The organism is Treponema sp. OMZ 799, assembly GCF_024181365.1.
Taxonomy (GTDB): Bacteria; Spirochaetota; Spirochaetia; order Treponematales; family Treponemataceae; genus Treponema_B.
This window is the reverse complement of record NZ_CP051301.1, coordinates 2716847-2738309: the sequence shown is the minus strand read 5'-3', so window position 1 is coordinate 2738309 and position 21463 is coordinate 2716847. Positions and strand designations below refer to the sequence as shown.

Genomic DNA, 21463 nt, shown 5'->3' with positions numbered 1-21463 from the left:
AAGCTCTATTTATAAAACTCTGCAAAGGCCTTGGTAATGTACTCTTGATCTTCGGTGCCTCCAAGTTCGCGTACGGAATGCATACCGAGGATGGGGTTTCCTATATCGACGCTCTTTATGTTGAGGTTAGAAAGAGAAATCGGGCCTATGGTCGAGCCTCCTGCAACGTCAGAGCGGTTTACATAGTTTTGACATGGAACTCCTGCCCTCGCACAGATATCCTTAAAGATTCCGCCGGATATTCCGTCCGTTGTATAGCTCATGGAAGCGGCTACCTTAACGGCAGGTCCCTTGTTCATCAGGGGGAAGTTTGTAATATCGTTTTTCTCGGTATAGTTGGGATGAAGGGCATGGGCCTGATCTGCCGAAATCAAAAAGGACTTAGCCAAGGCTTTTTGCAATTCTTCAAAGGAATTTCCCTTTGAAGTTGCAGCTATTATTCTTTGTAAGGTGTCGTGGAGGAAGGGGCTGCCCGCTCCCTGGGCTGTCCTTGATCCGACCTCTTCGTTATCGAAGACGGCGGCAACCTGCACAAAGTTTGAAGGAAGGGCATCGCCTAGGGCATCTATTGAAGCACAGGCCATTCCGAGGTTGTCGATTCTTCCTACCGAAAAGAACTCGTTGTTGGCCCCTACAAAGCAGCCGGGCTGCCTGTCATAAAGGTAGAGGTCAAAGTCCAAAATCTTGTCCACACTTACGCCTGCTTCTTCGGCTATAAGGTTCATCAAAAAGCCCTTTTCTTCAAGCTTTTCGTTTATCAAAGCGATTAGGGGGAGGGTATCCTTTTGCTTGTTGAATTTATAGCCGTCGTTTACTTCCCTATTCATGTGAATGGCGAGGCTGGGAATTGTCAAAAGGTTTTTATCGAAGTTGATGAGTTTAACTTCGGGCTTTAAAAGATCATCCGTTTTTATTACAACCCTTCCTGCTGCCGAAAGGGGCCTGTCAAACCAGGTTGAAAGGATAACTCCTCCGTAGCCTTCGGTGTTGAGTTTTAAATAATGGTTGTTTACCTTAATTTCGGGATTGGGCTTTATGCGGAAGGTGGGAGAATCGCTGTGGCTTCCTACAATCCTAAAACCGTTTTCTGCATTACCTGACTTAGGCATCTGCCATGCAATCAAGGCACTTCCGTTATTTGTTACAAAATATCTTCCTTGAGGTTTTAGCTCAAAGGTGTCTTCTCTGTTTAAATGAACAAAGCCCTTTGCTTCTAAGAATTCACCTGCATTTTTGATTGCATGGTAAACTGAGGGGCTCTTGTCGATGAACTTCATCAATGCTTCCGCTTTTTTCATATATTTAGGCTCCTTAATTATTCTAATATATTGGTGTTGAGGATTATATCAAAATATGGAATTATAAGCAATATCAAATTTAAAACTTTATTCTAAGCTAATTTCTTGGGATATATGGATTTCTAATAAGGGTAATAGGTTCTCCGGTACCTAAAAAATTCATTTTTATTTCAAGATAGTCACTTTGGCGTTCTTTTTTCAAGTTTATGCGTGTAATAAGGAGCAGCTCACCGCTTCGTCCTACCGATAAAAACTTATTGATCGGATTTGCTAAAAGTTCATGTAAATTTGCATCCCCATTAAGGCTTAAAATAAAACCGCTGTTATTTTCATAGTCCAAAGCCGTATTGGAGAATGTCAGCCAATCATTTTCCCCTTTATTTCCTTGTTCCCGCACGAGATACATATTTTCCGGTATGTATTTTTTTCTCCACGAATTAAGAGTTCCCGGGTTTCCGTCTTTGTCATTGCTTTTTACGATAGAAAAACCGAATAAATCTTTTATTGTTTCTTCATTTACCTGTCTAAAGCCTGTTACTTTTACGGTATTTTGCCTTAATGCAAAATTTATATTATCTGCATCACCGATTATCTTGTTTGAAGCAACATAATAAGTTAATGATAAAGAGCCTTCATAATCATCAACTTCAATTCCTCCATTTCGAGGTTCTGAAATTCCGATATTGAGCCCGTCAAAAGTTAAATACTTATTCGGTTTTTTTTCAGTGTAAAGTTTTCGGTATTTTTCTATTGCCGAATCGTTAAATAATTCTTTGGGTGTCCTGCCTGTTACAACGGCGTTTGCATAAAATTCCGATGCAAAGCGGTGAGGATAAACTTTTACAACGTCATTACGTTTGTTTAATTCATTTAAGATATGAATATAAACATCATTTTCGCTAAAATACTTTACAGGCTGTAAAAACCCGGCCAGACTGAAAGTTTCTATTTCTTCTTTTTCCGTTTTATCCGTATCGGTTTTTAGCTTATATTTTATGTTAAAAATAGGTATAATTTTTAAAGCGGTATTATCTATTTTTTCAAGTTCGGCTGTCATGCTGTATGAATCATGCTCACCTAAAACTATTACCTCGTTTATGAGCCTGTTTCCTTTATGGAGCATAAAAGATAAGCTTTCTTTAAAGAAATTTTCAATATCGGAATTTGCTCTTTGAATGTAGTCATCAATTAAAAGATTTTCTTCAATACCTGCGGTAAAATCCAAATCTTTTTTATAAACCGATTCGGGCGGATTAACATAAGGATGAGAAAAGCCGCTTATTCTCATTTTTTTGCTGAACGGTTTTTCTTTGTATGTTCCCTTTATATAAACCGTAAAGATCCCTTTTTTATCGTCATAGTTAAGAATTGTATTTTCTCCAAAAATAAAATTACCTATGGTTTTATTTGAGGCCTCTTTAATTTTTTTTGCAGCGGCTGAGGCGGTAATCTTTGTTTCGGTCAAGGAAAGGGCCGAAAAGAGATATTCTTCTTTTATGTCGATAAGCCCTTGAGGAGGGAGGGATTCTTTAAAGCCGCTGATTGTAAAGGTTCTGATTTTAGATCTTAGATGATTCTTTGTAAGATAAAAGGTGATTTCTACTTCTTTTTTTTGTGAATTATATTTTTTTGCAATGTATTGTATAGAATATTGTTTTTTATATCCCGATGCAATAAGCTTGTCTGTTGTAAGTTCATCAAAGCTTATGTTTTCGATATCGGGTATACTTAATACTACCTTATCGGCTTCAATGTTTATAAGCTCTTGATCACTTAGGTTTTGCTCCGGAGCTTTAAATCCGCTTATAGTAAAAACCTTCGATACCGACTCCGTTCCGGCTTTTTTTAATGATACGGTAATGTAGACCTCTCTTTTTTCGCTGTCAGCTTCGATTTTTTCGTAATTTATTGCATAAACATTGGCATTAAAACCATAGGCCCTTATGTCTTCTTGCCTTAGCTCTCCTGCCGTTATGTTTTCTTTGTTTTTGATTTCAAGTATAACTTTTTTTAACTCGTCATTTATATCTTCTTGTTTAGAAAGGGTTTTATGATCACAATTAGTTAAAAGTAAAAAAAGACTTAAACTTATTAAAATTATTTTTTTCATGAGATATCTCCTAAATTCCATATATGTTAATTAAAAACACGATACAAAGCAATAACTAGAACAAATTATGTGTAGATAAGGTTACTTTTAACGCAGTTTTTGAATGGTAGAAATGGCGAAGTTAAAGTGCCGAACGGCAAAGGGCAAGCGCCGAAGTTCAAATGTCGAGCTGCAATTTGCATTTTATACTTCGACATTTGAACTTTGTCCTTCGTCATTCGTACTTCATCTTTTAAATCAGTCCTGCGAAGCCTTCAAAGGCCATGGATAAGAGGGCTGCTGCTATAAAAAGAATGGGAGTTCCCTTTAAGAATTTCGGAACAGGGGCATTATCTATTCTCTGTCTTAAGCCTGCTAAAAGCAAAAGCGAGATCATAAAGCCGAAGGCCGAACCTGCAGCATGAATGAGGGCTTGTACAAAGGTGTAGCCTTCATCGATGGCGTCTATTGTAACTGCAAGAATGGCGCAGTTTGTAGTAATAAGGGCCAAGTATACACCCATCGAGCTGTAAAGAGCCGGGGCAGCTTTTTTTAGATAGAATTCTACCAGCTGAACCAAGCTTGCAATTACCAGGATAAAGATAAGGGTCTGAAGGAATTCAAGGTTCCCTATCAAGACGTAATTGTATATGGGATAGGTTACGGCTGTAGCCAAGAGGGTGACAAAGAGTACTGCCCAGCCCATGCCGACCGATTTTTTTACGTCGGATGACATTCCTATAAAGGGACAAAGGGCTAAAAAGCGCATTAAAACTACGTTTTTTACAAGGATCGCAGAAAGAAAAATACTAATTGTTTCAGGCATTTTTTTACTCCTCCTCTTTTTTGGTTTCCGGCCCGGCTTGCGGGGCAGGCGAGCTTTGAATCTTCTTCTTGGGTTTTTCTAAAAGCATTTTTGCAAAGAGGTTTATGGAAATCATAATACCGAATACAAAAAAACCTCCGGGTGCATTTGCAAAAAATCGTATATGATAGGCTTCAGGTATAAAGACATTTCCTGCCAAGGCGCCCGACCCTAGAATTTCTCTTATGGCCGAAATAAGCACAAGAACTATTGTGTATCCGACTCCCATACCGAGGGCATCTAAAACGGATTTTCCGGGGTTTTCTTTTGAAGCAAAGGATTCAACCCGGCCCATGATAATACAGTTTACAACTATGAGCTTAATAAAAAGTCCCATTGCATCTGAAAGAGCAGGTGTATAGGCCTGCATCAAAAGGTCTACAATGGTTGTAAAAGAGGCAATTACAATAATAAAAACCGGAATTCTTATATCCTGAGGAATTAATTTTCTAAAAATACTTATAATTAACTCGCTCATAACGATAACAAAGGTCATTGCCATACCCATTCCAAGACCATTTAAAACATTGGTTGTAACGGCTAGGGCCGAACATAGACCGATCATCAACACCAAAAGAGGGTTGTTCTTTATAATTCCGTTTGTGAAAATAGTTAAGTTTTTCATTTATTTTCCCCCTCCCCCGGGTTGTTTTTGTTAATATATTCCATTGCAGCCGAAGAGGCATCTTTTAAAATAGCTGCAACTCCCTTTGAAGTAATTGTAGCTCCTCCTATGGCGTTTATATCTCCTTTTACCTCAAAAGGAGAATCTATTGGTTTACCTGTAAATTGTCCCTTAAAAGGCTCTTCAGCTGCCTTGCTTCCTAAGCTTGGTGTATCGGTAAGCTCAAGGAATTCGATCTTGCGGATTGTTTTGTTTAGATCAAAGGCTACGAGTATAGTGGCTTTGGCATAAGTAGGTCCGTTTGCTGTGATAGTTATGCCGACATTTTCACCGTTTTTCATTGCCGCATAGGCATTTAAAAATTTTGTTTTGTTTAGGGTTTGAGGTATTTCAGCACTTATTTCTTTAAAGTCTTCAGCTTCAGGGAAGACTTTCTTTAAAGCCCTGTTTGTCTTTTCTGCCTTTACCTCTGCAATTCGCGGAGCTGTAAAGCTGTAAACTGCAGCAAGGGCTAAACATGCTATGACGGCATAGGCTGAAAGGGTGCATGCCAATTTTATCATCTGTTTCATTTTGCAGCCTCCTTGTTCTTTTTAGGCGGTTTTACATAGCCGTATTTTACGGGTATAAGTTTGTTTAAAAACGGCACTACGGCATTCATTATAAGAATACTGTACATAACGCCTTCAGGCATACCTGAGAATAATCGGATAAGACCTGTTATAAGACCGCAGCCTGCACCGAAAAGGAATTTACCCTTGGGTGTTACAGGACTTGTTACATAATCGGTTGCCATAAAAACAGCTCCGAAGGCTAAACCTCCCGAAGTGAGGGTTAAAATCGGATCTATGCCGCCTATGGCAGTAATTGCAACGGCTGTTGCCATCATGGTTACCGGGGTTCTCCAGTCTATAACCTTTTTAAAGAAGAGGTATGCAAAGCCAAGGAGAATTAACAAAATACTTGTCTCTCCTATACATCCTGCATGATTTCCCAAAATAAGTTGGGTATAAAGGTCTGTTGCAGAGCTTAAATTAAGAGTTTTTGCTATTTCTGAAGCGCTTATGGCAACGCCTTCTTTTGCATTTATTAGTTTTAAAGGTGTTGCAGTGCTCATTGCGTCAAAGAAAGAATTCCCCGGCTGGATCCAGCTGGTCATCGCTCCCGAAAAGCTTGCAAACATAAAGGCCCTTCCTACCAAGGCCGGGTTAAATACGTTGGCTCCAAGGCCTCCGAAAAATTCTTTGCCTATAACTACTGCAAAAAAGCAGCCTAAAATAAGCATCCATATAGGAAGATTGGGCGGAATTACAAGAGCCAGTAAAAGGCCTGTTATTACGGCCGAAAGATCTTTTACTCTCACATCAAGATTGCATATAAGTCTAAAAAAAGTTTCAAAACCTACACAGCAAAGTACGGCAACGATAATTCGAACCAAGGCAGGTATCGAAAAAAGATAAATTCCGTAAGCTGTAAGGGGGAGCAGGGCGATAATTACATCCAGCATCAAGGTTTGAGTCTTAACCGGTGTTACTACATGGGGTGCCGGAGACATAAAAATTTCGTTTTTATCTGATTCTGCCATTATTTGCCTCCTTCTTCGGTTGTTTGAGCTGCTTGCTTTTCTGCTTCCGCGGCGGCTTTTGCAGCAGCCTTAGCTTCCCGTTTTTGCTTTTCTTCTCTTGCTATCTGCTTGCCCACCTTAAACCGCTGAACAAGTTTGATTCGGGCAGGGCAGGTGTAAGCACAGGTTCCGCATTCTACGCAGTCTAAAAGACCGCAGCGGATTGCTTCTTCCGTGTTTCCCGCATTTAAGGCCCTTATGATTAAAACCGGTGAAAGGCGGCAGCTGCATACGTCAATACACTTACCGCAGCCTATACAGGGGCTTTCTTCCTCTAAGGAAACCTCTTCCTTAGTTAAAAAGAGAACACCTGAGGTGTTTTTTTGAATGGGAAAGTCGGCATTTTTCATGGCAAATCCCATCATCGGGCCGCCTGAGATTATTTTTACAACTCCGGGTTTAAGGGAAACTACATCGGGGATTAGGTCGCCTACGCAGGTTCCTATGGGAGCTATTACATTTAAAGGTTTTTCGCAGGCTCCGCCGCCTATTGTTAAGGCTCTATCGATAAGCGGCTTTCCTAAGCGGAAGGCCTCTGAAATTGCCTTTAAGGTTCCTACGTTTTGAATAACGCAGCCTATTTGAAAGGGAAGGCCGCCGGAGGGGATTTCCCTGTTTACAACTGCATCCGTAAGAGTTTTTTCTCCTCCTTGAGGATATTTTGTCTTACAAAGCTGAACACTTATATCGTAGGCTCCTGCAGCAATAGGATTTGCTTTAATTTTAGAGATTGCTTTTTCCAAGATGGGAACGAGGTCTTTTTTATTGTCCTCAAGGGCTATAATTCCTTGTTTTGCACCTACTATCCTCATGGTTATTGCTAGCCCGTCGATAATTCCATCTGAATCGGTAAAAATTGCGGCAGCATCTGTGCAAAGATAGGGTTCACATTCCGCTCCGTTTGCAATTACATAGTCGATTTTTGCATTAGGCGGAGGGTTTAATTTTACATGGGTAGGAAACGATGCTCCTCCCATACCCGTAATGCCTGCATCTCTTACCCTTTTAAGAGCTTCTTCCTTTGTACATGTAAACGGATCAAGGGGCGGCATAAACTCTTCTCTGTTTTCTTCATCTATCTCGATCAAAAAACAAAGATTTTCTGTATTGCCGGTTACCAGATGCGGCTCAATCTTTTTTACCTTTCCTGAAACGGAAGAATGAACAGGCGCAGACATAAATTTGTCCGTTTCTGCTATCTTTTGTCCGCGCGCTACCTGATCTCCAACATTGACAAGAGGAGTATTAGGCATTCCTCCCTGTGTAACAGGAATCCAAACTGACTTATTTGACGGCAATACCTCAATAACGCTTTCGCTCGGTAAGACCGCCTTTCGCTCGGGCGGATGCACTCCGCCTTTAAATGATTTTATACCCATACCGCCATTTTATACATAAGTAATGAAACTTTCAAGAGGATAAAGTTAATTTTACCTTTGTTTACTTTACAAGTTTAAAAGGATATTCTAAAACTCCGTCAATAGCGTTATAAATTTCCGTGTAACCCAGCTCTGACAGTTCTTGAGCAGCTCTTGAAGAAGCTGTGCCTACATTACAATACAAAAGTAATTTTTTCTTCTTGTCAGGTATTTTGTTAAGATTATTTTTTATTTCCGATATGGGGAATAGCAAGGCGCCTTCTATATGACCTGTATCATAAGACGATTTGTTTCTGCAGTCAAGGATTAAAACATCGGGATCTTTCAGCATTGTTTCAAAAACTATGCCCCGTACAGCGTTGTAAGTGATGGTTTTATAGTTATATTGATTAACTCCATCTGCATTGTAAATTTGAGAAAATCTATTTTCCGCCAATATCTCTGCCGCTTTAAAGCTTTCATCATTAGTTTCGGAATATAAGTATATAGGTTTGTTTTTCCAATCGGTTATTTCTTTTAGATGGTTTTCTATTTCATTTACAGGTATATTTATAGCGTGTAAAAGATGTCCTTTTTTATATTGATCATAGGATCTGACATCAATTATCAATATAGAATCTTTGTTGGAATCGGAATTTAAATATTCAAGTCTTGAGCCTTTAACATCTTCAACTTCTACTTCGATACCGCATGAAATTAGCGATATATTTACAATTAAAACAATAAAAAGTAAAAATTTTATTTTCATAATTTAATCTCCAAAACACTAAAATACGCTGAGATTATTATAATGACTTTTACTCTCATTGTCAAAAGGGATGCTTATTCTCTTTCAAAGATGATAGGCTCATCACCTGTAGGTATTACATCATTTATGCTCAACTTAATTTTTGTCCAAACCATCCGCTGTACATTGTTTTTTTCACTTAGTTCAAGCAGATAAAATTTATTTGTATCCTTTTCCGACTTCATTTGAATGATAACTCTTTCATTTATTTCTAATATGTTAAAATAACCTTTTTCGATATCTTCAGACTGCTGAAGTGTATATGAGTTACCTAAAAGGTCTAAAATGGTGTTATTTATCGATTTCCACTGATTTGAAGATTTTGATAAAATTTTTTTTGCTTTTTCCGCATTATTTTCCTTTTGGTTTGTGTTACTCAAAAGTAAATTGGTATTTTTTTTATAGTTTCCATTCCAAAGAGATGCCGTTCCGAATTTAATTCTTAAAACGTCTTCTATTACACGCACCTGTATTTCGTCAAGTCCCTTAATTTCTATTTCGACTCGTCTTACGATATTCGGAATTGACTTATTGTTTGTTGTAAAAAATAAACCGTATCTTCGGGGTAAGGTTGTTTTTATTTCATATATTTCTTCAACATTGTCTAAATTAAAAATAATATGACTGTCGTTTTTGTCAAAATATACGCTTCTGCCTGTTTCTCTATTTCCCTCTTCTTGAAACCATAATCCCGATAAAAAGTCGATAAAAGATTCCATATTTCCGCTTTGAAGTTTTCTTAAAAGCTGAATCTCTATTTTTTCGCCCGGAATTGTCCTTTGGAAGCCTTCTTCATATTTTTTTGTTTTTACATTCCATGTATATTCCGTTTCAATTTGGTTTAAGGTATTAGGTGCAGAAGGATCGGAGTTGTAAGTGTATACCCGATATGAAGATAGGCTTGATGCAGTTTCTTCTTGAGTTTCTATTTCCTTTATCTGAATCTGCATATCCGCATGTAAGTCGGCTATTTGATCAAGCTTAACACTACCGTTATTTTCTTTTTTGATGGTATGTATGGACAAAACCTGTCTGTTGTCCGATGTCATTCCCGAATAAATGAGGGATTTAGGATCTTCCGTCAAATTCATAATGTAGAATGTAAGAGACTTAGGCTGTGTGATTGTAGTTCTTATTTCTTCAACTCTGTCCCATTTTTGAGTTATCGGGTTTTGGATTGAAATTATAAGGTACAAAAAAGGATCTAATAGCTTTTTTACGGCAATAATTTGATCTTCTACACCGTCTTCATTTAAGTCATCTGAAATTGCATCAACAAAGGCTTCATCATTGAGCAGCTCTAAAAATATTTTTGCCTCCGTATTAGGCGAATCATTTTCGGTCTTTTTATCTGCTTTATCTATTTGTGAAGAAGCTATGGGAATTATTGTTTGTGTAACAATCTTCTCTTCAGTTTTTGTGTTTGACCGTATAAACTTTAAGTAAATTAAAAAGCTCAACAAAACCAAAACAATAAAGGCTGAAGTAAGATACATTATCCGTTTGAGCATACTTTGTTTAAATCCTTATTATCAATTATGGTTACGGATTATCTTTTTTGATTAAGGCTGTATTTTCGTCAGATTGCACCCTGTCCTTTCCTTCGTTTTTTATTAAATCCGAAAAAAGAGCCTTGCTTGTTTTTACAACCCTGTCTTGCAGGCCCATATCAACAGTAATTTCATACCAATTATCGTGTTTTATAATTCTTGATTCAACTAAGTAAGGACTTGAAAACTTTTTTTGTTTACCGCTGTATTTGGAGGTTATAGGAGCATCTTGTTCAAGATCGGTGAGCATAAAAAGAACCTTATACCTTCCGTTTTCGCCTCTTTCATTTACGGCTTCCTGTATTTTATCGAGAGCCTTTCCTACATCAGTAAATCTTCCGTTCGGGCGAATTTTATTTATCGTTTTGATTATCCTGTCTGTGTCTTCTTTGTTTTTTACTTCAATTGAAACCAAATGCTCGGGACTTTCATAGAACTGATAAATGCTTATCCAGTCGCCGTTGATAATAATTTCACCGATTAATTCGTCAAGAACCCATTGTTTTAGACTATCAAATTTGCCGGGATCCTGCATGGATAATGACTTGTCAATCATTATAATCATATCGACAGGCATCGTTCTTTCGCCGGCATTTAAATTAAATAAAACTCCTGCTAAAAGCAAAAATATAAAAATAAGCTTTTTAATTTTCATAAATACTCCTTTTTAGTGCTTTATATACAGTATTATATAACATATTCGAAAAAAAATCATCAACTTTAAATAAAAAGTCTTTACATTATGCAAAATATGTTTATAATTATATAGTAGTGATGTATATTGTAATGTAACAAAATTGCTAAAATTAAGGAGAGATAAGAATGGCAAATTTAGATCTACCACAGAGCCCTAATGTGTTCCATCCCGAAAAGCCCAGTGCTGTCGGTTCAAGAAACTCATTGGCTCAAGATTACCGTGATCAGCAGAAAGAAGTAAATCAGCTGATTGAAGAAGAAACAAATAAAGTGTTACACCACTTGACCACAAAGCTTCCCAAGGAAGTCCTCGAAAGATTGGACGTTATGGGCGGTGTTAAGGAAAAGCTGTATAACTACTTTAACCAGAACTACCAGAACATGTTCAACCGATACATGGTAACGGCTGAAGATGAGATGCTCAAAAAGGTTCGAGGTTTTATCGATCGGGAAGAAATGAAGGTTTTAGACCGCTACACTCCGAAAGAAATCGCAACCCTTCTTGATGCAGTCGGCGGTGCTGACAAGTTTAACACAGGCGAAATCGAAAAGTCGATTGTAAACATGTACGGACACTTACAGGGCCATGTACAGCGCGGTGTTAATGATTTGGAAACCTTAACAAACTCATTGTTAAGACAGAAGACGGACGTAGGAGCCTTTGTTCGAGGTGAAAACGCATATTCAATCGTAAAGTGTGCATTTAAAGACAACCTCTACAAACCAAAAACGGTAACCGATGTTAAGCTTTCAGTAAACATTCTTGATACTGAACTAATCAGCCCGATCTTCCAGTATCAGTCAACGGTTGAATATCTTATCAAAGACCTCTTGTCAAATCACTATATGGATGTAATTGACAAGGAAATTGAAAAGATAAAGGACCGACGAATTGATCAGGGCTTGGATGAATTGTCTGACGGCGAGATCGTTTTTGCAAAAATCGACAAGGTAGGCGATATTACTGATGACGATGTTGAGAATCCCAAGAGCAAGAGATACGATGTTGTATCCAAGCAGCTTATGGAAAGAATCAACAACTTAAGAGCTGAAATCGATCCTGAGACCTTTGATCAGCTTAACATCAGAGAAAACATCAAAAAGATTATCGACCTCGAAAACATCAGAAACCGCGGATTCAACACAGCTATCAACTCGATTACTTCAATCCTTGACACTTCAAAGATGGGATATCAGTACATCGAGAACTTAAAGAATGCCCGTGAACTTATCTTGCGCGAATATGATGACACAGATATCGCTAATCTTCCTGATGAAAGGTATCAAATCCGCCTCAAGTACTATGACAATGCTCAGTTGATCGCAGAACGACAAGCTTATGAAGTAATGATGAGCTCTTTTGAAACTGAGATTCAGCACTTGTGGGATGTAGTACGTGCCACATACGACAAATCCAAGTTTATGACAAAGATCACAGACTTTAACGATTTGGCTGCAAATTACAAGAAATTCATCAAACGAAAGTACAAGGATCAGTCAGGCGAACCTGTATATGAAGACACAGCTAAGGTTTGGGATGAAATCTCCTTTGTTAAGGCCCCCGAAACTGAAGTTGAAAAAATGAACAGAACCTATGTCTACGAAAAAGACAAGCTCCGCAAGAAGCTTATCATCATGCGCAGAAAGATGAAGGATCTATATGATTATCAGTATCCTATCGAAAGACGTGTTATCGAAGACAGACTTTCGTTCTTAGAAGCCGAATTCAACAAATTCGATTATTTAATCAACCCCTTCCACATCCAGCCCGGTCTCTTGCTTGATATCGATATTACATCTATCAAGAGAAAGAAGGCTACCTTGGACGGAATGGCCAACGTGCTCAACGAATTCTTGCACGGTGTATCAAAGGGCTTTGCCGACGCAGCATTTGCTTCGTTCAGCCGCAGACGATCCACAGTCCGTGCCGATATCGCACAGAGCTTTGCTACTTCCGATGAGGATCCCAAAGCCGGTGAGATTGCAGGACGTTCGCAGTTTATCGATATGCTGAACAGCACTCCTGCTATCGAAGCTCCTGCAGCCGAGGCAGTAAGTTCTCCGGCTAAACGCAGAGGACCCAAGAAGGGCGCCGTTAAGGCAAAAAAGACAGGCTCTGTTGATGCAGGACGAGGCCGACGAAAGGCTAAGTCAGGAATTAAAGAAATTTAATTTGGAATTTTAGAGCTTAACTGATTAAACATTAAGCCCCTGGAACAACCCCGTTTCGGGGGCTTTCGCTTAAAAAGGAGTAATTATGGTTAATATGACTAATTTTTTTGTTCCGCTGGCTAAAAAGACTGATTTTAATGTTTCGGTTAAACATATTCAGTCTGTTATAGAAATTTTAGAGGACTGTGATCCCAAAGAGAATATTGCGGACAAGATAAATCTTATGATAAGAGAACAGACGATAAAGCCCGAGCAGGTTAGGGCTATTCTTTCGGTTTCTCTGCTTGATAAATGGAATTATAAAGTTGTATCTGAAAATTTGAAATTTATTTTGGATGACGCATCCTCCTTTGTTGCTGAGGTTGCCAAATGGACGGGTATTGATTTAGTCTTCGGTTACGATCATCCGGATCTGGGTTTTATTGTTATAAATCCTAAAAACCCTGCGGCTGCCCAAGTTATTCAGGGCTTTAGAAAAAATGAGCTTCTTCTAATATTTGTAGGAAAACAAGACAAGGGTACTGTTGATGCAGGTCTTGCCGATTCCGTTATTTCTGCTATTCATAAACTATTTGAAAAAAAAGCTTGCTCGGTACCTGCATCCGTAAAAGCAGGTCCCTTTATATATGTTGAACCAAAAAAAGCTGTTACTGTAAAAGTTAAGAAAGCTGTTGCTAAAAGACCCGGTAAAAAAGCTCCGGCTCCGTCTGCTCCTGTTGCAAAGGCTCAGGCAAGTTCAGTTCCCTCACATTTGGAACGCCCGTCAGCCGTATCCACAGGACCAAAAAAGATGTCGCAGCTTGTTTCCGTTCCTGTTTCAAATGAGCTATTCCATAACGGAAATGTTGAAGCATGGAAGCGAATTATAAGAAGTTATACTGCAAAATATCAAGATGCTGAAGTTATGGTATACTATGACGGAGAGCGTATTGTAGATATAAATACCTTATTTAAATGGGGAAAGGTTAAACATGGAAGTACAATCCAATTTTCCGTTTCTGCACAAGAAATAAACGACCTTTCAAAGTTGTCAAAATATTTTAGGCAGGGAGCCAGTCCCATGTTTGAAGCATTTTTGCGCGGATCTCCGGATACCGTATTAAATCTATTTTAAGGAGTAAAAAATGAAAATTTCAAACAATATACATTTTTTTAACAGTAAAGAGACAGTCAGTAAAAAAGTTGACAAGAATTTATTGGGTATCCGAGGAAGACAGGCAAACGAATTTGCAGAACTGAAACTTCCAATCTTGCCGGGTATTATAATCGATGCTTCTGTGATGCAGGATATAGGCGATGTAAATATATATTCCGAAATATCTCCATATTTAAGTAAATTCGGCTCAGAAGTAAAAAAGACATACGGCGATGCTGACTCTCCCTTGCTTTTAAAATTAGTTATTTCGCCTAACATGCTTATTACCAGTTACCCGACCTTGCATAACTTCGGTCTTACCAAGGATACGGTAATAGGATTTCAAGAAAATGTAGGAGAAGATTTTGCCGCAAATGAGGTTCTCTTTTTGCTTAACGGTATTTTAACCGTTGTCCTAAAGATAGAGGAGCTGGAAGAAAACGAAAAGAAGGTTTCAGAGTTGGAAAAGGCCTTACAGGAAATCAAATCAACAATGAATACAGGTAAAATGAATGTAAAGCCCGGTGCCATAATGGATAAATATGCCAAATTTTTACCAGCTCGCTTCTTTGATGATTACAAGGTACAGCTCGAAGAGTCTATCCGCCTTATCGGCCGGCTTTTAACCCTTGAAGAAGATACCGATCATGATGTTGCTCTTTTGATTCAGCCCATGGTCTACGGCAACTACGGCAAAGATTCATATTCAGGTTCTTTCTTCAGCCGCAATATTGTAAACGGCGAGAAAAAATTGCAGGGTCAATTCTTTGCCGAAAAATTCAATGAGGTAAATGCAGAAGGTAAGGATATAAACTCCATCAAGCCCGAATACCTAAAGCACCTCCAGCAGATTGCATGGCAGCTTGAAGATTATACAAAGGATATCCGCAATATCCGCTTTACAATCGAGGCAGGAAGACTTTGGCTTATCGAACAAAAATCCGTTGAGGCTAAGAGCACAATCTCAATGGTTCAGATTTTACTTGATTTGTACAACAGAAAGATTGTAGATGCAGAATATGTTGTTCGCGCCGTTAAGCCCGGCCAATTGAACGAGATTTTGCATCCCGTTATCGATATTATGAGCACAAAGGGAATGAAGTCTTCAAAGGGCGGTATAGCAGGAGCTCCCGGAGCTGCTGTAGGAAGGGTCTATTTTACGGCCGACTCCCTTATCGAAGCTCAAAGAGCGGCCAAGCTCCAGGGCATGGATACAAGGTGTATTCTCTGTATGCCTGCAACCTATGCAGGGGATGTAAAGGGAATTGAAGTTTCTACAGGCGTTATATCGAACGAGGGCGGTTACTCGGCCCATGCTTCAGTTGTTGCCAGACAGTACGGTAAAATATCTCTTGTCCGCCCAGATATGAAGATAATAGGAAAAAAAGCCGTTATTGATGGCGTTACAATAAATGAAGGCGACTATATTACCCTAAATGTTCCTTATTACGGCGACTCTACCGTTTATTTCGGTGAGGCTAAGCTCATTGAACCTGATCCGGAAACATCAGGCCTTTTAGACTTTATAAGCCTTGCAAAGAGCTTCTTATCCAACTTCCATGTAAGGGCCAATGCCGACAGTCCCCGCGATGCCCAGCTAGCCTTGGAGTTCGGTGCTGAGGGTATAGGTCTTTGCCGAACCGAGCATATGTTCTTTAATGAAAAGAGAATAAATGCCTTCCGCGAAATGATTTTAGCTCCAAGCGAAGTTGAAAGAAAGAAGGTTCTTGATAAACTTCAAAAAGTTCAAACTGAAGATTTCTACGGTATCTTTAAGGCTATGAACGGCAAGGAGGTTACTATCCGCTTGTTGGATGCTCCATTGCACGAATTCCTTCCTCATAATGAGGTTGAGCTTGACGGCTTTGTAAAATACTTGACGGCTCAAAAGAAAAAGGTAAGCAAAAAAGATCTGGCTGAAGAAATTGAGAAACTTTCCGAAATCAACCCCATGCTTGGTCACAGAGGCTGCCGAATTGCAATAACATATCCCGAAATTTATGCTATGCAGATCAGGGCTATCTTTGAAGCCGCATACAAGCTTAAAAAGGAAAAAATGGATGTCCGTCCTGAAATTATGATTCCTCTTATCATGAACTTTAGGGAATTAAAGCAAATTGTTTATGGAAAAAAGATCGAGGGACACACCTATGCAGGTATAGCTACTATTGCCGATGAGGTAAAATCTGCCGTAAAGGGCGGCGACCTTGAATATAAGGTCGGAACTATGATCGAGCTTCCTGCCTCAGCCTTAAGTGCTGATGAGATTGCAAAATATGCACAGTTCTTCTCTTTCGGAACAAATGACCTGACTCAGACAACCTTAGGTCTTTCGAGGGATGACTTTAACAGCTTTATGCCTGACTATACCATGTACGATCTTATCGACGGAAACCCCTTTGCCGTTCTTGACAGCCGGGTAAGGGATTTAATCGAAATAGCAATTCAGCGCGGAAAACTTACCCGCCCCGATTTACATCTGGGGCTTTGCGGTGAACACGGTGCCCGTCCCGAAAACGTACGCTTCTGTATGGAAGCGGGACTGAACTATGTTTCATGTTCATCCTATTCCGTACCTATTGCCTTGCTTTCGATTGCACAAGCCGAGCTTGAAAATGCAGAAAAGGCCGGAATAAAACTTGAGCCTAAAGCTCATGTTTCGCGAAAGCCTTCTTCGGCAGCATCTAAGCCGGCCGAAAAAAAGACGGCCCCAGCTAAAAAAACTGCGGCCAAAAAGCCTGCAGCAGCAAAAAAGGCCGCGCCGGCTAAAAAGAAGTCTAAGTAGTATCTAAATTAAACGGCTCCGTATGGAGCCGTTTTAAATTCATCTTAATTTTAGGAGTGTTTTATGGAATACAAAATAATAGGAGAGTCCTTTCCGGCTGTTATATGTAGACTTAGAGCCGGAGAAACAATGATAAGTCAGTCAGGCGGAATGGCATGGATGAGTGAAGGCGTTTCTATGGAAACATCTGCAGGAGGCTTGGGAAAGGCCCTAGGCAGGATGTTTTCAGGAGAAAGTCTCTTTTTAAACAAGTATACGGCACAGTCTGAAGGCGAAATTTCTTTTGCATCAAGATTCCCTGGAACAATTAGAGCTGTCGAGATAAACTCAGGCTCTTCGTTAATTGTTCAAAAAACTGCTTTTTTGGCTTCTACGGAAGGTGTCGAGCTTTCAATCCATTTTCAAAAGAAATTGGGAGCCGGTTTTTTTGGGGGAGAAGGCTTTATTATGCAGAAGCTTTCAGGTACCGGAACTGCCTTTATAGAGATTGACGGATCCGCAGTAGAATATACCTTGGGTGCCGGTGAATCTATGATCTTGGATACAGGTTACCTTGCAGCTATGGAAGATACCTGCTCAATGGAAATACAGATGATAAAGGGAGTTAAAAATATGCTTTTCGGCGGAGAAGGTTTGTTTAATACCAAGGTTACAGGCCCGGGAAAAATTATTATTCAGACCATGCCTATTTATGCCGTTGCAGAAATTCTAAGACCTTTTTTTGCAGGTATAAAGTCCTAGAAAATTGAGTTGGAGACTTCTATGGCAAAAATGCAGATCGTAAAATCGGAAGATTTCGGCTATGACTTTATTTATGATAAATATTTGCCGGCCGGTAAAGATGAATATTATATACGCTTTAACCAGACAAGTAAAAAAGAGCATAATTACCGGCGGCTAAGCTCAGATGAAATAGAACGCTTAATCAAAAACGGAAATTCAAGTACCGACTGGACGAAGGTTCTTGTAGAAGATCCCTTTGATACCGATTTGATAACAAATAGTCTCTTTGCAGGTTTAGTCCGGATTGCTTCAACTCAAAATTTTTACTTAAAATATCATGATTTTACTGTTCCGGTAGGCATAACAAACAGTAAGGTTATTTCTTGCGATATAGGTGAGAACTGTGCAATTCATTATTGTGCCTATCTTTCACATTATATAATAGGCGACAGGGTTATTTTGAGCCGTATTGATGAAATGTGTACGACCAATCATTCAAAATTCGGAGAAGGTTTAGTAAAAGACGGAGAAGATGAAAAGGTTAGGGTAACAATAGACACGATCAATGAGGCCGGCGGAAGAGAGGTCTTTCCTTTTTATGATATGATTACAGCCGATGCATTTTTATGGGCAAGGTACAGGGATGAAACTGAGCTTATAAAAAGGTTTGAAGAAATAACTCAAAATTCTAGAGACTCAAAAAGAGGATATTACGGTGAGGTAGGCTCCGATTCTGCAATAAAGAGCTGCCGGATTATCAAAGACGTTAATTTCGGTTCTTCAGTGTATGTGAAGGGAGCAAATAAGCTTAAAAACTTAACCATAAAATCAACGGCTGAGGAACCTTCGCAGATAGGGGAGGGTGTAGAGCTTGTAAACGGTATAATAGGCCTCGGGTCCAGAGTGTTTTATGGAGTAAAGGCTGTCCGCTTTGTTATCGGTAATAACTGTGAATTAAAATACGGCACAAGGCTGATACATTCAATAGTTGGAGATAACTCGACCATTTCATGCTGTGAGGTTCTAAATGCCCTCATCTTCCCGTACCATGAACAGCATCACAATAACTCTTTTTTGATTGCAGCTATGATTCAGGGACAGTCCAATATGGCGGCGGGAGCTACGGTCGGTTCCAATCACAACACAAGAGGAAACGACGGCGAGATTATAGCAGGCCGAGGCTTTTGGCCGGGGTTGTCTACAACCCTAAAACATAACAGCCGATTTGCTTCCTTTGTTATTTTGGCAAAGGCTAATTATCCAGCCGAACTTGATATTCCTTTTCCGTTTAGTTTAGTTTTAAATGATGCACATGAAGACAGACTTGAAATTATGCCGGCATATTATTGGATGTACAATATGTACGCCATCGAACGCAATAATAAAAAATTTTTAAAAAGGGATAAAAGGATAACAAAAACTCAGCACATTGAAACTAACTATCTTGCCCCCGACACTGTTGCCGAAATTTTAAATGCCCGCTCTCTTCTTGAAAAATGGATAACTGCCGCTTGGATTGCAGCCGGAAAACCTCCTTTAAGTATAGATGAAATTCTTAAAGAAAAAAAAGAAGAGGCAAAAAAACTTTTTGTAAAAGGCGAGAATATTGAAAGATCCAAACGCACTGTAAAAATCATCAAGGCTATCGAATCTTATGAGGCCTATCGGGATATGCTTATATGGTACGGAGTTACAACCTTTGCCGAATATTTTGATAAAGATTTAGAAAAAGCTAAAACAAATATTGAGGACTTTAAGATTCAGGAAGAATTTGATTTTAATTGGGTGAACATTGGGGGGCAGCTAATCCCCGAAAAAAAACTCGACTCGATTAAAGAAGATATAAAGGCCGGTAACCTTAATACATGGCAGGATATCCACAAATCCTATGATGAAGCCCATGATGCTTATTGCCGTGATAAGGCGGAAAATGCTTATGCTGTTCTATGTAAAATTATGAAGGTAAATAGTTTAGATAGAATCCTTTGGAATACTCTCTTAGATAAAGCTGCTGCAATAAGAAAATATATTGAAGAACAAATATTCTACACAAAGAATAAGGATTATAATAATCATTTTAGGGATATAACATACCGAAATGCTGAAGAAAGAAAGGCTGTTTTGGGAACTGTTGAAGATAATGCCCTAATTATTGAATCAAAAAAAGACACGGAGTATTATCTGAGCCTTTTTGAAAAATGTAAGGCTTAAATTATTATGGAAAAAGAAACGGAAAGTTTTAAACACACAAAGGCTGCCGAAATGATTTTGCTTTTGGATAGGGTATATAAGGAAATTGAAGAAGCCGAAGCGGAGTGGATGGCTAGGTGTCCAATCAAATGCATTGACGGCTGCGGAGCCTGCTGTATTCATTTTGAACCGGAAATTTATGAAGTCGAAGCTCTTTATCTTGCGTCATGGCTTGTTTTTCATCAAAGAGGAAGAGCCTTACAAATACTTGAAGGGAAATTTAATGAAAATGTTATGGATAAAGAAAACGGGTGTCTTCTTTTTGATATTGATAATCCTTATCATTGCACCGTGTATGGAGGGCGTTGTTTGATATGCCGTCTTTTCGGTTATTCCGGAGATAGAGGCAAAGATTTTTCTGTCCGCTGGCGGCCATGTAAATATCTTGTTTCAATGGATAAGAATCTTTCTGCATCTAAGATTAAGCAATATTCTCAAAATGATTTGATGGATACATTCGGTACTTTGCCCCCGGTAATGAGCGATTTTACTTCAAGAATTTTATGCTTTATGACTGAGGGTTCTTCCCATCCTCTTCCGATGCGGGAAGCCTTACCGGCTGCAATTTCTAAAATTCTTATGCTTGAAAAATATTCTCATAATCCTGAATTTGAACCCGATACGGATCCTGAAACGCCTCCTCTTGCATCGTAGTAAATTGGGCTTATTCACTTTTTTTTATCTTTGTGTTAGTATCGCGGCCATGGAAAATACACAACTAACTCAAGGGGTAAATGAAAATGACCCCATTAAGAAAACGAATTTCTTGCCGGTAATTTCCGGACTCTTTGTAGGCGTTTTGGTTTTGTCGAATATTCTTGCGGCAAAGATGGTACAGCTTGGCCCCTTCGTTTTTGACGGAGGTACTCTTCTCTTTCCTTTTTCTTATATTTTTGGAGATGTTTTAGCTGAAGTCTATGGTTATAGGGCTTCAAGAAAGGTTATTTGGACCGGGTTTTTTATGCTTCTTCTTATGAGTCTAAATATCCGGCTTATAAGCGTTCTTCCTGCCGAAGCAGAGTGGATATTTCAAAAAGATTTTGAGAACATTCTTTTGCAGATGCCACGTATTTCTGCGGGCAGCCTTTGCGGTTATTTTATCGGCGAGTATTCCAACTCGGTGGTTTTATCTAAGCTAAAGGTAGCAACAAAGGGCAAGTATTTATGGCTTAGAACAATAGGCTCTACATTAGTAGGACAGCTTTTGGACAGCATCGTTTTTGTTGTGATTGCTTTCTTAGGCCTTTACAGTTTAAATGTTCTCATCATAATGATTTTTTCAAACTATCTTTTTAAAACTTTTATAGAAGTTATCTTTACGCCGCTGACTTATAAAGTAATTTCTTTTGTAAAAAAACATGAACAGATTGACGTTTATGATTACAATGTGAGCTATAATCCCCTTCCGGGAAAATAGACTTTAAAAAATACCCATCCTTAAATTTTTAAGGATGGGTCAAACTTATAACTTTATTGCTTGATGAT

General features: G+C 38.9%; 17 protein-coding genes. 7 read left to right on the top strand and 10 right to left on the bottom strand.

Annotated elements, in window-relative coordinates:
• Positions 1 to 5: 5 nt before the first annotated feature.
• From E4O04_RS12615 to E4O04_RS12570, 10 genes are all read right to left on the bottom strand, one after another.
• Positions 6 to 1298, bottom strand: coding sequence for a M18 family aminopeptidase (locus tag E4O04_RS12615; RefSeq protein ID WP_253686897.1), 1293 nt, complete (start codon positions 1296 to 1298; stop codon positions 6 to 8).
• A gap of 97 nt (positions 1299 to 1395) precedes the next feature.
• Positions 1396 to 3408, bottom strand: coding sequence for a lipoprotein 17-related variable surface protein (locus E4O04_RS12610; protein WP_253708398.1), 2013 nt, complete (start codon positions 3406 to 3408; stop codon positions 1396 to 1398).
• A 232-nt stretch (positions 3409 to 3640) separates the two neighbouring features.
• Positions 3641 to 4213, bottom strand: a complete 573-nt coding sequence (locus E4O04_RS12605) for an electron transport complex protein RnfA (protein WP_253686899.1) — start codon at positions 4211 to 4213, stop codon at positions 3641 to 3643.
• 4 nt (positions 4214 to 4217) lie between these two features.
• Positions 4218 to 4877, bottom strand: coding sequence for an electron transport complex subunit RsxE (gene rsxE, locus E4O04_RS12600; protein WP_253686900.1), 660 nt, complete (start codon positions 4875 to 4877; stop codon positions 4218 to 4220).
• Positions 4874 to 5449: an RnfABCDGE type electron transport complex subunit G gene (locus E4O04_RS12595; protein WP_253708396.1), complete on the bottom strand. Its 576-nt coding sequence runs from the start codon at positions 5447 to 5449 to the stop codon at positions 4874 to 4876. Before E4O04_RS12595 ends, rsxE begins: the two co-directional genes overlap by 4 nt.
• Positions 5446 to 6462, bottom strand: coding sequence for an RnfABCDGE type electron transport complex subunit D (locus E4O04_RS12590; RefSeq protein ID WP_253708394.1), 1017 nt, complete (start codon positions 6460 to 6462; stop codon positions 5446 to 5448). The genes E4O04_RS12595 and E4O04_RS12590 overlap by 4 nt, the downstream gene beginning before the upstream one ends.
• The gene (gene rsxC, locus E4O04_RS12585; RefSeq protein ID WP_253708391.1) at positions 6462 to 7880 is read right to left on the bottom strand and encodes an electron transport complex subunit RsxC; all 1419 of its coding nucleotides are present in this window, start codon (positions 7878 to 7880) and stop codon (positions 6462 to 6464) included. The genes E4O04_RS12590 and rsxC overlap by 1 nt, the downstream gene beginning before the upstream one ends.
• 61 nt (positions 7881 to 7941) lie before the next feature.
• On the bottom strand, positions 7942 to 8628 hold the full coding sequence (locus E4O04_RS12580; RefSeq protein WP_253708388.1) for a rhodanese-like domain-containing protein: 687 nt from the start codon (positions 8626 to 8628) through the stop codon (positions 7942 to 7944).
• Between the two features lie 74 nt (positions 8629 to 8702).
• Positions 8703 to 10178: a pallilysin-related adhesin gene (locus tag E4O04_RS12575; protein ID WP_253708385.1), complete on the bottom strand. Its 1476-nt coding sequence runs from the start codon at positions 10176 to 10178 to the stop codon at positions 8703 to 8705.
• Between the two features lie 31 nt (positions 10179 to 10209).
• Positions 10210 to 10872 carry a vWA domain-containing protein gene (locus E4O04_RS12570; protein ID WP_253708382.1) on the bottom strand — a complete coding sequence of 221 codons (663 nt, stop codon included), beginning with the start codon at positions 10870 to 10872 and terminating at the stop codon, positions 10210 to 10212.
• 167 nt (positions 10873 to 11039) lie between these two features.
• Between E4O04_RS12570 and cfpA the strand changes: the two genes are divergently transcribed.
• The 7 genes from cfpA (at position 11040) to E4O04_RS12535 (ending at position 21395) form a co-directional block, all read left to right on the top strand.
• Positions 11040 to 13085: a cytoplasmic filament protein CfpA gene (gene cfpA, locus E4O04_RS12565; RefSeq protein ID WP_253686907.1), complete on the top strand. Its 2046-nt coding sequence runs from the start codon at positions 11040 to 11042 to the stop codon at positions 13083 to 13085.
• 85 nt (positions 13086 to 13170) lie between these two features.
• The gene (locus E4O04_RS12560; RefSeq protein ID WP_253708380.1) at positions 13171 to 14199 is read left to right on the top strand and encodes a hypothetical protein; all 1029 of its coding nucleotides are present in this window, start codon (positions 13171 to 13173) and stop codon (positions 14197 to 14199) included.
• A 10-nt stretch (positions 14200 to 14209) separates the two neighbouring features.
• Positions 14210 to 17005 carry a putative PEP-binding protein gene (locus E4O04_RS12555; RefSeq protein WP_253708378.1) on the top strand — a complete coding sequence of 932 codons (2796 nt, stop codon included), beginning with the start codon at positions 14210 to 14212 and terminating at the stop codon, positions 17003 to 17005.
• 63 nt (positions 17006 to 17068) lie between these two features.
• Positions 17069 to 17746, top strand: coding sequence for a TIGR00266 family protein (locus E4O04_RS12550; RefSeq protein ID WP_253686910.1), 678 nt, complete (start codon positions 17069 to 17071; stop codon positions 17744 to 17746).
• A 21-nt stretch (positions 17747 to 17767) separates the two neighbouring features.
• Positions 17768 to 19939 carry a DUF4954 family protein gene (locus tag E4O04_RS12545; RefSeq protein WP_253708376.1) on the top strand — a complete coding sequence of 724 codons (2172 nt, stop codon included), beginning with the start codon at positions 17768 to 17770 and terminating at the stop codon, positions 19937 to 19939.
• A gap of 6 nt (positions 19940 to 19945) precedes the next feature.
• Positions 19946 to 20632 (top strand): YkgJ family cysteine cluster protein, encoded by a 687-nt coding sequence (locus E4O04_RS12540; protein WP_253686912.1) that lies wholly within the window; start codon positions 19946 to 19948, stop codon positions 20630 to 20632.
• Between the two features lie 49 nt (positions 20633 to 20681).
• Complete coding sequence (locus tag E4O04_RS12535; protein WP_253686913.1) at positions 20682 to 21395, top strand: queuosine precursor transporter; 714 nt, start codon at positions 20682 to 20684, stop codon at positions 21393 to 21395.
• The last annotated feature ends 68 nt before the right edge of the window (positions 21396 to 21463 follow it).

Coding starts and splice junctions, on each gene's coding strand:
- E4O04_RS12615 (WP_253686897.1), bottom strand. CDS start 1,298: ATGAAAAAAGCGGAAGCATTGATGAAGTTCATCGACAAGAGCCCCTCA.
- E4O04_RS12610 (WP_253708398.1), bottom strand. CDS start 3,408: ATGAAAAAAATAATTTTAATAAGTTTAAGTCTTTTTTTACTTTTAACT.
- E4O04_RS12605 (WP_253686899.1), bottom strand. CDS start 4,213: ATGCCTGAAACAATTAGTATTTTTCTTTCTGCGATCCTTGTAAAAAAC.
- rsxE (WP_253686900.1), bottom strand. CDS start 4,877: ATGAAAAACTTAACTATTTTCACAAACGGAATTATAAAGAACAACCCT.
- E4O04_RS12595 (WP_253708396.1), bottom strand. CDS start 5,449: ATGAAACAGATGATAAAATTGGCATGCACCCTTTCAGCCTATGCCGTC.
- E4O04_RS12590 (WP_253708394.1), bottom strand. CDS start 6,462: ATGGCAGAATCAGATAAAAACGAAATTTTTATGTCTCCGGCACCCCAT.
- rsxC (WP_253708391.1), bottom strand. CDS start 7,880: ATGGGTATAAAATCATTTAAAGGCGGAGTGCATCCGCCCGAGCGAAAG.
- E4O04_RS12580 (WP_253708388.1), bottom strand. CDS start 8,628: ATGAAAATAAAATTTTTACTTTTTATTGTTTTAATTGTAAATATATCG.
- E4O04_RS12575 (WP_253708385.1), bottom strand. CDS start 10,178: ATGCTCAAACGGATAATGTATCTTACTTCAGCCTTTATTGTTTTGGTT.
- E4O04_RS12570 (WP_253708382.1), bottom strand. CDS start 10,872: ATGAAAATTAAAAAGCTTATTTTTATATTTTTGCTTTTAGCAGGAGTT.
- cfpA (WP_253686907.1), top strand. CDS start 11,040: ATGGCAAATTTAGATCTACCACAGAGCCCTAATGTGTTCCATCCCGAA.
- E4O04_RS12560 (WP_253708380.1), top strand. CDS start 13,171: ATGGTTAATATGACTAATTTTTTTGTTCCGCTGGCTAAAAAGACTGAT.
- E4O04_RS12555 (WP_253708378.1), top strand. CDS start 14,210: ATGAAAATTTCAAACAATATACATTTTTTTAACAGTAAAGAGACAGTC.
- E4O04_RS12550 (WP_253686910.1), top strand. CDS start 17,069: ATGGAATACAAAATAATAGGAGAGTCCTTTCCGGCTGTTATATGTAGA.
- E4O04_RS12545 (WP_253708376.1), top strand. CDS start 17,768: ATGGCAAAAATGCAGATCGTAAAATCGGAAGATTTCGGCTATGACTTT.
- E4O04_RS12540 (WP_253686912.1), top strand. CDS start 19,946: ATGGAAAAAGAAACGGAAAGTTTTAAACACACAAAGGCTGCCGAAATG.
- E4O04_RS12535 (WP_253686913.1), top strand. CDS start 20,682: ATGGAAAATACACAACTAACTCAAGGGGTAAATGAAAATGACCCCATT.